The organism is Myxococcus sp. CA033, from assembly GCF_013336625.1.
Lineage (GTDB): Bacteria > Myxococcota > Myxococcia > Myxococcales > Myxococcaceae > Myxococcus > Myxococcus llanfairpwllgwyngyllgogerychwyrndrobwllllantysiliogogogochensis.
In genome coordinates, this window is sequence record NZ_JABUMU010000005.1 from 377,001 (window position 1) to 389,537 (window position 12,537).

At 70.5% G+C, this 12,537-nt stretch carries 3 protein-coding genes; 1 reads left to right on the forward strand and 2 read right to left on the reverse strand.

Annotation, left to right across the window (positions count from 1 at the left end; translation table 11 throughout):
* Positions 1–10,463, forward strand: a 10,463-nt coding sequence (locus HUA78_RS16625) for a non-ribosomal peptide synthetase (RefSeq protein WP_174476698.1), incomplete at its 5' end; no start/stop codon positions are given.
* Here HUA78_RS16625 and HUA78_RS16630 read toward each other — a convergent pair.
* Both HUA78_RS16630 and HUA78_RS16635 read right to left on the reverse strand, forming a co-directional pair.
* On the reverse strand, positions 10,429–11,232 hold the full coding sequence (locus tag HUA78_RS16630; RefSeq protein WP_174462789.1) for an outer membrane lipoprotein-sorting protein: 804 nt from the start codon (positions 11,230–11,232) through the stop codon (positions 10,429–10,431). The genes HUA78_RS16625 and HUA78_RS16630 overlap by 35 nt on opposite strands.
* Positions 11,232–12,536, reverse strand: a complete 1,305-nt coding sequence (locus tag HUA78_RS16635; protein WP_174476699.1) for an ABC transporter permease — start codon at positions 12,534–12,536, stop codon at positions 11,232–11,234. The genes HUA78_RS16630 and HUA78_RS16635 overlap by 1 nt, the downstream gene beginning before the upstream one ends.
* Between the last annotated feature and the right edge of the window lies 1 nt (position 12,537).

The following is a 12,537-nucleotide window of genomic DNA, read 5'->3' on the forward strand; positions in this document are numbered from 1 at the left end:
TGGCCGCCACACTCGCTCAGCACCACGCGCCTGCCCTCCCTCTCCCCAACCCCTCTCCCTCCTCCCTCCCTCCTCGCGCCTCCTTCGCCCAGGAGCGCCTCTGGTTCCTCCACCAGCTCCAGCCGGAGCTTCGCGCCTACAACATCCCCGAGGCCGTGGAGCTGCGCGGTCCGCTCGATGTGCCTGCACTCGATGGCGCGCTGCGGTTGCTCTTGGAGCGCCACCCGGTGCTGCGGACCACGCTCGTCGCGGAGGACGGACGACCGGTTCCTCGACGGGGCTCCATTCCCGTGGAGCTGCTCCAGGTCGAAGACCTTCCGGCGTTGGACGGTGACAGCCCCTTGCTCCACCAGCGGCTGCGCGAAGAAGCGACTCGCGCCATGTCACTGGAGCAGGGACCGCTCTATCGCTTCCGCCTGTTCCGCCTCGCGCCCGAGCATCATGTCCTCCTGCTCGTGCTGCACCACATCGTGGTCGATGGCCTGAGCATCGACATCCTCTTGCACGAGCTGTCCCAGGCCTACGCGGCCCTCGGTCAGCAGCGGATGCCCGCGCTGCCCCAGCTCCCGCTCGACTACGCTGACGTGGCGGCCTGGCAGCACTCAGCCCCTGTCCGGGAGCGCGAAGGCGCCCACCTCGAGTACTGGAAGCACCAGCTCGCCGGTGCTCCCGCTTTCCTATCCCTGCCCACCGACAAGCCCCGGCCCTCTGTCCTCGGAGACACAGGCGCGCTCAGTCGCTTCCACCGACTGTCCCCCGCGCTGGAGCAGGCGCTCACGAAGGTGTGTCGCGAGCACCAGGTCACGCCCTTCATGGTCCTCGGCGCGGCGCTCAGCGCGTTGCTGCATCGGCACTCGGGACAGGATGACGTGTCCGTGGGCACGCCGGTCTCCGGCCGTCCCCATCCCGCGCTCGAAGACCTCGTCGGCCTCTTCACCAACACCGTCGTCCTGCGCACGCGGTTCGCTCCGGGGACCACCTTCGCGGAGCTGCTGGCGAGCACGCGGACCACGGCCCTGGAAGCCTTCACGCACCAGGACGCGCCCTTCGAGCGAGTCGTCGAGGCCCTCCAGGTCGAGCGCAGCCTCGCGCACTCCCCGCTGTTCCAGGTGGGCTTCTTCTGGGAGCACGCGGAGAGCACGCTCGCCGACACCTTCCCCGGGCTCCAGGCCCGCCCCATCGTCGTCGACGGACTGAACACCCAGTCCGAGCTGGCCCTCACCGTCACGGAGAGCCCCCAGGGCCACGAGCTGTCCTTCCAGTACAGCACCGACCTCTTCGAGGCGCCCACCATCGAGCGCCTGCTGTCCCACTATGTCCACCTGCTCGAGGACGCACTCGGCGCTCCGAGCCAGCAGGTCGCCCACCTCTCGCTCCTCGATGTCGACGCACGCCGACAGGTGCTCCGCGACTTCAACGACACGCGGAGGGAGTACGATGCGAACGCGACGCTCGTCTCGCTCATCGAAGCCCAGGCGGAGCGCACTCCCGACCTGTGCGCGCTGACCTTCGAGGGACACCACGTCACGTACGGTGAATTGGAGGCACGGGCCAATCAGCTCGCGCGGCACCTCCAGTCACTCGGCGCGGGCCCCGAGGTCCTCGTCGGCGTGTTCCTGGAGCGCTCACTCGAGCTCGTCATCGCCCTGGTGGGCATCCTCAAGTCGGGCGCGGCGTACCTGCCACTGGACCCGGAGCTTCCTCGCGAGCGACTGGCCGGCATGCTCCAGGACGGCGCGGCTCCGGTCGTCATCACTCGTCAGGACCTCGTCAGCCACCTGCCTCAGCACGAAGGACACACGGTCCTCCTCGACGCGGAAACCCCGCGGCTCGCGAGCCTCCCGAACACACGGGTCGCGAGCCGGCCGCACCCGGACTCGCTCGCTTACGTCATCTTCACCTCGGGAAGCACGGGCCGTCCCAAGGGCGCGATGAACGCGCATCGCGCGGTCGTCAATCGCCTGACGTGGATGCACCAGGTCCACGCGCTCGCCCCGGGTGACAGCGTCCTCCAGAAGACGCCGACCAGCTTCGACGTCTCGGTCTGGGAGCTGTTCTGGCCGCTCACCGTGGGCGCGCGGCTGGTGTTGGCGCGGCCGGGTGGACACCGCGAGCCCGCCTATCTCGCGCGACTGCTGGCCGCCGAGCGCATCACCATCGCGCACTTCGTTCCATCCATGCTGGGGGCCTTCCTCGAGGAGCCCTGGCAGGAGTCCTTCAAGGACCTGCGCGTGCTGGTGTGCAGCGGCGAGGCCCTCTCCGCGGACCTGGTCCAACGCGCCCACGAGCGGCTTCCCGCGACGGAAGTCCACAACCTCTACGGCCCCACCGAGGCCGCGGTGGACGTGACGCACTGGAGCTGCCGCCGAGGCGACACGCGCACGAGCGTGCCCATCGGTCGCCCGGTGGCGAATACCCACCTCCTCGTCCTCGACTCCTCGGGACGGCCCGTCCCCGTGGGTGTTCAGGGTGAGCTCTTCATCGGCGGCATCCAGGTGGGGCGCGGGTACTGGCGTCGTCCGGAGCTCACCGCCGAGCGCTTCATCCCGGACCCGTTCGACCTGCCCGGCGCCAGCCTCTATCGCACGGGAGACCTGGCCCGCTGGCGCGGCGACGGCACGCTGGAGTACCTGGGCCGCACCGACTTCCAGGTGAAGGTGCGCGGGCAGCGCATCGAGCTGGAGGAGATTGAAGCCACGCTGCGGCGGCTGCCTTCCGTGCGTGACGCCGTTGTCCTGGCACGGGCAACGGCGCACAACGACGCGCGCCTCATCGCCTACGTCGTCGCGCGTGAGGGGCGAGCGGAAGAAGCCGCGACGTCGCGCGCGGCGCTCAAGACCCTGCTCCCCGAGGCCATGGTCCCCTCGGCCTTCGTCGTGCTGGACGCGCTGCCGCTGACGCCGTCAGGGAAGGTGGACCGGAGGGCGCTCACCGCGCTCCCGCTCCCGGAGACCGAGTCCACGAGAGGCGCCAGCGAAGCGCCACCGAAGGGACCGCTGGAGCAGTTGCTCGCGAGCTTCTTCTGCCAGGTGCTCGGCCTGGAGAGCGTCTCTCGCGACGCGGACTTCTTCGCGCTGGGCGGCCATTCGCTGAGCGCCACGCGGTTGGTGTCGCGAATCCGTCAGGCCCTGGGTCAGGAGCTGCCGCTCAAGGCCCTCTTCCTGGCACCCACGGTGGCGGGCGTCGCGCGGGCGCTCTCGGAGCTGGCTCCGGGGCAGGCCCTTCCGCTCCCCGAGCCCCTGCCTCGGAGCGCGGATGCGCCCACCCTGTCGTCGCTCTCGCAGGAGCGCATGTGGTTCCTCCAGCAGATCATGCCCGACTCCGCGTCCCTCGCCATTCCGGAGGCCACCGAGCTGCGTGGGCCGCTGGACGCCGAGGCCCTGGAGTCCGCGCTTGTCTTCATGCTCGAGCGCCACACCGCGCTGCGCTCCACCTTCATCGCCGCGGAGGGTGGGCCGCGGGTGAGCTTCCAGCCCGTACCGCCGCGAGTGCTCGACCGTGAGGACCTGTCGACGGTGGCTGGCGGTGACGAGGCCACGCGGCAGGTCCTCCTGTCCCGATTGAAGGAGGAGTCGGAGCGCCCCTTCCCTCTGGACACGGGGCCGATGTGCCGCTTCCACCTGTTCCACCTCGCGCCGGAGCATCACGTCCTGCTGCTGGTGTTCCACCACATCGTGGTGGACGGCCTGTCCATGGACATCGTGTTGCGCGAACTGGCGGAGGCCTACGCGGCCTTCGTCGAGAACCGCACGCCGACACTCCGCCCCCTCGCGCTCGACTTCGCGGACGTCGCGGCCTGGCAGCGTTCGCCCGCCCTGGTCGCACGTCAGGACGTCCACCTGGAGTACTGGCGGCGCAAGCTGGAGGGAGCCTCCACCGTCTTGGAGCTGGCCACGGATGTGCCTCGGCACCCCGGGCGCAGTCACGAAGGCGGCTTCACGCGGCACCATCCCCTGCCAGAGCACCTCGCCGAGGCGCTGCGGACGCTGTGCCGCGAGCAGCAGGTCACCCCCTTCATCGCGCTGTACGCGGCCTTCGCCGCCCTGCTCCACCGGTACACCGGCCAGCTGGATTTGTGCGTGGGCACGCCCGTGTCCGGTCGGGTCCATCCGTCGGTGGAGCCCCTGGTCGGCCTGTTCATCAACACCGTGGCGCTGCGCACGGAGATCGCCCCCGAGGCGTCCTTCCTCACGCTGCTGAACCACGCGCGGACCACGGCGTTGGAGGCGTTCGCCCATCAGGAGGTTCCCTTCGAGCGAGTCGTGGATGCCCTCCAGGTGGAGCGCAGCCTCTCTCACGCGCCGCTCGTGCAGGCGATGTTCGAGCTGAACCCCAGTCCCCGTGTTCTCTCGGATGGCTTCCCGGGACTGAAGGCGAACCAGATTCGACTCGGCTCGGCGGCCAGCCTCTATGACGTGATGCTCACCGCCGAGGAGTTCCGCGACCGCTTCGGCTTCTACCTCGAGTATCCCACCGCGCTGTTCGAGGCCGAGAGCGCGGAGCGGATGGTGTCGAACTACGTGAGCCTGCTCGAGGCCGCGCTGCTCGCACCCTCGACTCCCGTGAGCCGACTGTCGCTCTTCACGGAGGAGGAGCGCCGGAAGGTGCTCGTCGACTTCAACGACTTCTCCCTCGCCCGGGACGCACACGACAACGTCGTCTCCCGCTTCGCCGCGCAGGTCTCACGCACGCCGGACGCGGAGGCCCTCTGCTACGAGGGCCAGACGCTCTCGTACCGGGAGCTGCATGCCCGCTCCACCCAGCTCGCCCGCTTCCTGAGGGAGCTCGGCGTGGGGCCCGAGGAGCGCGTCGCCCTCTGCCTGGAGCGCGGCCCCGAGCTCATCGTGTCCATTTTCGCCGTGCTGAAGGCCGGCGGAGCCTACGTGCCGCTGGACCCCGTGCATCCGCCAGAGCGGCTCACCCAGCTCCTCGTCGACTCGGGCGCGCGGGTCCTGGTGACGCGCGAGTCCCTGGGGCACGTCTTCTCCACCGTCCCCATCATGGCCGCGTACGTCGACACCGACGCGGCGGAGATCTCCCGCAAGCCGGTGGAGGACCTGCCACCGCTCGCGGCGGGGGACCAGCTCGCGTACGTCATCTTCACCTCGGGCTCGACAGGTCGCCCCAAGGGCGCGCTTCTGACACATCAGGGCCTGTGCAACACCGCCCTCGCGTTGCTCGACGCGCAAGGGCTCCGGCCCGGCCGGAGGGTCCTCCAGTTCGCCTCCGTGACCTTCGATGGCTCGGTCTGCGAGATCTTCTCCACGCTGCTCTCCGGCGCCACGTTGGTGCTGGCCCCCCGAGAGCGGCTGATGCCCGACCTGCCGCTGCGCACACTGATGCGAGAGCAGCGCATCACCGACTGCGCGCTCACGCCGACGGTCCTCGCCCAGCTCGAAGTCGAGGGACTGGAGCACCTCCAGCTCATCATCTCCTGCGGCGAGCCCCTATCAGTCGAGGTGGCCCAGCGCTGGGCCCCGGGCCGCGCGCTGCTCAACTCCTACGGCCCCACGGAAGTCACCGTGGCCGCCACCATCACGACCTTCCCCGGCCTCGGACAGCCGTCCGGCGCGGCGGCGGACATCACCCGCGTCACCGTGGGCAAGCCCCTGACCAACAACCGCCTCTATGTGCTCGACGCGCGCCTGGAGCCGAGTCCGATTGGCGTGCCGGGTGAGCTGTACGTCGGCAGCATCGGACTGGCGCGTGGCTACCTGGAGCGCCCGGACCTGACAGCCGAGCGCTTCATCCCGAATCCCTTCGCCACCACGCCCGGCGAGCGGCTCTACCGCACGGGAGACCGGGTGCGCTGGCTCGGGGACGGCCAGGTCGAATACCTGGGCCGACTGGACACCCAGCTCAAGATACGTGGCATGCGCGTGGAGCCCGGCGAAATCGAGGCCGTGCTCGCGCGCCACTCGGACGTGCGCGAGGTCGCCGTGGTGCCTCGCGACGACGCGGGCGGCGGCACGCGACTGGTGGCGTTCCTCGTATCCGCCAGCTCCGGCACCCTCGCCCTCGACGAGCTTCGCGCATGGCTGCGTCAGCGCCTGCCCGAGCACATGGTGCCCTCGGCCTTCATTCCCATTGACGCACTGCCCCTCACGACGTCGCGCAAGGTGGACCGCAAGGCGCTGTCACAGCGGGAGCTGCCTCGACAGGAGCTGTCCGCCCTGGGCGACGATGCGCCCCGCGGCGCCACGGAGCTACAGGTGGCGAGCATGTTCCAGGACGCGCTGGGACTGGAGCAGCTCTCCCGACAGGGGAACTTCTTCGAGCACGGCGGACACTCGCTCTCGGCGACCCGACTCGTGGCGCGGCTGCGTCAGGCCTTCGGAGTCGAGCTGCCCCTGTCGGTGTTCTTCGCGAACCCCACCATCGCCTCGGTGGCGGCGTTCATCGACGCTGCGCCTCGCGCGATGCAGCAGGGCCCCACCGTCGTCATCCGGCCGGAGGTGCTGCCCCCGTCGCTCGTCCAGGAGCGGCTCTGGTACGCGCTCCAGCTTCCGCAGGCGCCTCCGTATGTCCTCACGCTCGGCCTGCTGCTGGAGGGCGCGCTGGACGCGGACCGGTTCGAGGAGTCCCTCGCGGCCGTGGTGGAGCGCAACGAGACACTGCGCTCCACGTTCTTCCAGCACGGCGATGCGCTGCGCGTCCGCGTCCTGCCTTCGCGCGCCACGGTCCTCACGCGCGTGGACCTCTCGCACCTGTCCGCCGCGCACGCCCTGGAAACCGCACGCGAGGCCGTGGTGCGACTGGACCGCGAGCACTTCGACCTGGAGCACGGCCCGCTGTATCGCTTCGAGCTGCTGAAGCTGGACGCGACGGGCACGCGCCACGCCGTGGTGATTGCCTTCAGCCACACCGTGAATGACGGCGTGGGCCTGGGCACCTTTGCTGAGGAGCTTGCGACCGCCTGGAACGCCGCGGTCCACGGGCGCACCGTGACGCTGGCTCCGCTGGCGCTCCAGTACACCGACTACGCCGTCTGGCAGCGGCAGCCCGAGCAGCTGCGGCGACTCGAAGAAGGACTCGCGTCGTGGAAGCAGGCCCTGGCGAATGCGCCGCCGCTGTTGGACCTTCCGCTGGACTTCCCGCGCCGCGCGCCCGCGCTCAACGACAACATGCGCGCCGTGGCGGTGTCCCTGTCGGTGGAGCACTCGGACACCATCCGCGCGCTCGCCCGGAGCGAAGGCGTCTCCTCCTTCAGCGTCCTGCTCGCGCTGACGCAGGCGTGGCTGCACCGGCTCAGCGGACAGGCCCACGTCGTCGTCGCCACGCCCTTCTCCGGCCGAGCCACGCCCCAGGTGGAGAGGCTGCTGGGCTACTTCGCCAACGTGCTTCCGCTCTGCACGGACGTGTCGGGCGCGCCGTCGCTGCGGGCACTGCTCGGCCGCGTGCGCGACGTCGTGGCCCACGCCACCACGCACCAGGAAGTGCCCTTCAAGCGCATCGCGGACACGGTGCAGCCGGATGGAGACCGGGCCGCGCCCCGACTCGCGCAGGCGCTGCTCCAGGCGGAGCGTCCCGGACTGCCCGAGCTGGAGGGACTGTCCGTGGCGGAGCTGGACGTCGACGGCGTCATCCCCGCGTATGACGTGGTGGTGAGCGTCACCCTGGGCGATTCGGGCGCGCTGGCGGGCTTCGTCGCCCTGGACGGTGCCCTCTTCACGCCGGAGACAGGGGAGCGCTTCGCGCGCGCCTTCGAGCAGCTCGCCGCCTCCGCCCTGAGCGAGCCGGATGTGTCGCTGCCCCGGCTGTCGATGCTGTCACCGGCCCAGCGCGCCGATGTGCTCGCCGCGCTGGCGGGCCCCTCGCAGGACATCGCGCCGGGCACCTGCATCCACACCCTCTTCGAGGCCCAGGTGCGCCGCACGCCGCACGCACCCGCCGTCGCGCACGGTGACGTTACGTGGAGTTATGCCCAGCTCAACGCTCGCGCCAACCTGCTGGCCTCTCGCCTGCTCGCGCGGGGACTGGTACCCGAGGAGCGCGTGGGCGTGGTGATGGAGCCCTCCACGCAGGCCATGGCGGTGCTGCTCGGCATCCTCAAGGCGGGCGGAGCCTACGTGCCGCTGGACGCGGACTGGCCGGAGCCTCGCAAGCGCGACGTGCTGGAACGCGCCGAGGTGCGCCGGCTGTGGGTGGATGAAAACGTGCTGGAGGCCCACGTGCCGCTCGTCGCGGATGTGGAGGTGGCGCCCCAGCCCGCGGCCGTGACGGATGACCTGGAGCCCGGGCCGCGTCGCGTCCTCGACTCGCAGACGGCGTACATCGTCTTCACCTCCGGCTCCACGGGCGAGCCCAAGGGCGTCATGGTGGAGCACCGCTCCGTGGTGAACCACAACGTCGCCATCGCCAAACGCTTCCGGCTGGTGGAGGGCGACCGGATGCTCCAGTTCGCGCCGCTCACCTTCGACGCCGCCGCCGAGGACCTGTACCCGCCCCTGGCCGTGGGTGGCACGGTGGTGATGCGCAGCGGGCTCGTCCCCGCGCACACGATGACGCCGTATCTGGAGGAGACGGGCATCACCATCATCAGCCTGCCGCCCACGTACATCGAGGAGTGGATTCGGCAGATGGAGGCGCTCGGCCAGCGCGTGCCCGCGCGATTGAAGCTGCTCGCTCCGGGTGGTGACGTCCTCAAGAAGGAGACCTTCGAGGCCTGGGTGCGCGTGGGCGGTGGACACGCGCCGTGGGTGAACGTCTACGGCCCCACCGAGTGCACGATTACCTCCGCCACCTGCGACATCCCCGGTGAGGAGGGCCTGGGCACGGCGGCCACGTTCCCCATTGGCCGGCCCATGCCGCGCGTGTGCTTCTACCTGCTGGACGAGCACCTGGAGCCGGTGCCTCCGGGCCTGCCCGGCCGCGTGTACATCGGCGGAGCGGCGCTGTCGCGCGGCTACCTGCTCGCGCCGCACCTCACCTCCGAGCGCTTCCTGCCGGACCCGTTCTCGTCCACGCCCGGCGCGCGCATGTACCACACGGGAGATTTGGCCCGGCTGCTGCCGGATGGACGCCTGCGCTTCCTCGGCCGCGCCGACCACCAGGTGAAGATTCGCGGCTTCCGCATCGAGCTGTCGGAGATTGAGAACTGCCTGCGACGCCAGCCCCAGGTGCAGGAGGCCGTCGTCGTCGCGCGCGTGTCCTCCGCGGGCACGACATCGCTGTGCGCCTACGTCCAGGCGCCCGGCGTCACGCGCTCCGACGTGTTCCGGCAGCACGTCGCCTCCCAGCTCCCCGGCTACATGGTGCCCGCCACCTTCGTGGTGATGGACGCGCTGCCCATCAACGCCAACGGCAAGGTGGACCGCAAGGCGCTGCCGGACCCTGACGTGCTGGTGGCTCCCGAGTCGTCCGAGCCCGCCTCAGAATCGAAGCTGGAGACGCCCTTCCGCACCACGCTGGAGATGGTGCTCCAACGACTGTGGAAGGAGGCGCTGGGGCGCGCCGACGTGCAGGCCAGCGACGACTTCTTCGCGCTGGGCGGAGACTCCATCCTGGCCATGCGCCTGTTGGCACGACTGGAGGAGGAGCTGGGCCTGCCGCTGCCGCTGGCCACCCTCTTCCAGAGCCCCACCCTGGGCGAGTCCGCCGAGGCCATCCTCGCGCTCATGCGTGAAGGCCCCCGACGCACCAGCGCGGTGCGGCTGGCGAGTCCCCAAGTGCCGGAGGGCACGCCGCTCCTGTTCCTCTTCCACGCGGGCGACGGCGAGGTTCACCACTATCGGGACCTGGTGCCTCGGCTGGAGCCACACTTCCGCTGCTACGGCATCCAGGCCCCGGAGACGCTGGCGTCAGGCCACGGCCACGCGACGATGGAAGCACGCGTGGAGGCCTATACCCGAGACATCCGCGCCCTCCAGCCTCAGGGCCCCTACCGTCTGGTGGGCTTCTCCTACGGCGGCTATCCCGCCCTCGGTGTCGCCGCCGCGCTGGAGGCCCAGGGCGAGACGGTGGAGCTGCTTGGCATGGTGGACACCGCCACGTCCGAGGCCATCCAGGCCGTGACTCCGTCCTCCAGCGAGGACCCGGTGCTCGTGCTGGCCAGCGAGTTCGGCGTGAGGGATGAGGCGCTGGAACAGGAGCTGTCCACGATGCCCCGGCCCCAGCAGTGGGAGCACGTGGCCTTGCGCGCCCGCGAGCGCGGCACGGCGGCGCCGCACTTCCGGGGCAGCGACTTCGCTCGCATCTGGCGCGTGCTGGGCGAGGTGCTGACGCCTCAGGCCCGCGCGTGGAGCATCCCGCTGACTCGGGTGCGGCCGCGCCTGCTCACCAGCCGGGCCGTGCGTCAGCAGGTGGGTGACGCGTTCCTGGGTTGGACGCGCCACCTTCCCGCCGAGCACCTGGACGTCGTGGAGCTGGAGGGCGAACACGCCACGGTGCTTCACCCGCCAGAAGTGGACCTCCTGGCGGAGGGGCTCCTCAGCGGAAGCGGCCTTCCAACCAGGTCTTCGTGAAGATGTTGGGGCTGAGTGGCGCCAGCTCCACCTCGTCGTAACGCACGGTGAGCTGGGTGCCCTCGGCCTCTTCCACCTCGAGCACCTCGCGCATCAGGAACACCGGCCGGTTGTCCGCGGCCGGGTCCTTGATTTTCTGGTAGCCGCGAATGATGTCGGTGCGCAGGGTGCGGCCCGAGGGCGCGTAGCCCACGCGCTTGACGATGTTGAAGTCGGGGTCCACCCAGATGCGCAGCTGCGGGAAGGACGCCTCCATGCCCGGCCGCACCTTGAGGAACAGCTTGCGGAACTTCGTGCCCGCCGCCTCCTCCTCGCCCTCGTCCTGCACCTCGTAGGTCTCCAGCAGGTGCGAGCGGTCGAAGTCCTCTTCACAGGAGATGGTGTTGACGATGTTGCCGCGCGACGTGGTGCGCTGCCAGTGGCCCACGGACGGGTCGTACTCCCACAGGTTGCGGCCGATGCGCAGGTAGCCGCCACCCGCCATGTTGCGCGGCTTGGTGATGTAGATGAGCAGGTCCCGCGAGGAGTCGCGGCGGAACACCAGCATCTCCAGGAGCGCCTCCGAGCCGTCCTTGCGCTTCTCGCGCAGGCGCACCGTGCTCTTGAAGTCGCTCTTGAGCGCCATGCGCTCGTCCACGCGACGAATCACGTCCTCCGCGGACAGGGCGGCCTTCGTCTCCGGCGGTTTCGGAGCCTTCTCCTCGGCCCCGGCCAGGGGGGCGAGCACGACGGCGAGCAGGACGGCGAGACGGCGGACGGACGTCGGCATCACAGGGCCTCCATGGCGGACCGCGGGGTCAGCGAAGCGGCACGCGCCGCGGGAACGATGGTGGCAAGCCCCGCGCCGATGGTGACGAGCACCACCGACAGCAGGCCCAGGCCCAGGCTGGGCGCCAGGGGCAGCGTGCCACTGAAGAACAGGTTGGAAATCTCACCCTGCAACGGCACCGCGCCGCGCAGCACCACGCACAGGCCCGAGGCCAGCACGGCGCCCAGCGTCGAGCCCACCAGCCCCAAGAGCAGCCCCTCCATGAGGAACAGGGCCACCAGGCTCCGGCGATGCATACCCATGGCGCGCAGCGTGCCAATCTCCCGCGTGCGCTCCCGCACCGCGACGCTGAGCGCGACGAACAGGCCAATCACCACCAGCACCAGCACCACCGCGCTCACCAGCACCGCCAGCGCGGCCAGGCCCAGCGTGACGAAGGACAGGAAGGAGGACTCGTCCTCCCAGGTGCTGACGTCCAGCCGCTGTCCGCGCCAGCCCTCGCGCAAGAGGGGCATCTGCTTCTCCGCGTAGGACTCGTTCGTGGCGGGGAGCACGTCGAAGCCCGCGCCGCGCAGCGACTCGCGCAGCGTGTCCCCCAGCGCGTCCACGTCCACCGGCGTGTCACCGCACACCAACTGCAACACACCCGCGGAGCCCGGCTTGTAGCCGTCCAGCTCGCGCAGCGTGTCGTTGGAGACGAGCAGGCCCGCGGACTCGCCCAAGAGGCCCGCCTTCTCGGTGATGGCCACCACCTCCACGTCCAGCGCGTTGCGGCGACCTCCCCCCACCGGCTGCGCGAAGAGGGTGGCGATGTCGCCTGGCTTGACCTGGAGGCGCTCGGCCAGCGTGGTGGAGATGGCCAGGGTGCGCGGCCGGGCCAGCGACTCCAGGCTGCCGGACGCCACCCGGAAGCGCTCCAGCGCCCCGCGCTCTCCCACGACGTCCATGCCCACCAGGAAGGAGCCCGTGCGGCGACGGCCCGCGCCCGCCAGCGCGAAGCTGCGGCCACGCTCGCGCACCGAGCAGCCCTCCGGGACGCTCTTCGCCAGTACGCCTCGCACCTTCGCCGCGTCGCCCACCACCGGGGCGATGGAGTCCGGGTGCACCTTGAAGAAGCCGCCGACATTCAGGTCGCCACTGATGAACGTGGTGATGGCCTCGCGCTGGGCCGCGGCCACTCCCGCTGACAGCGACGACACGGAGACGATGACGCCGCTGGCCGCGGCGGCGATGCCCAGCAGCAAGAGCGCCCGCTCCCGGTGGGCGAAGAGGTTGCGCAGGGCGAGTTGGATGAGGGAGAGCATG

Coding starts and splice junctions, on each gene's coding strand:
- HUA78_RS16630 (WP_174462789.1), bottom strand. CDS start 11,232: ATGCCGACGTCCGTCCGCCGTCTCGCCGTCCTGCTCGCCGTCGTGCTC.
- HUA78_RS16635 (WP_174476699.1), bottom strand. CDS start 12,536: ATGCTCTCCCTCATCCAACTCGCCCTGCGCAACCTCTTCGCCCACCGG.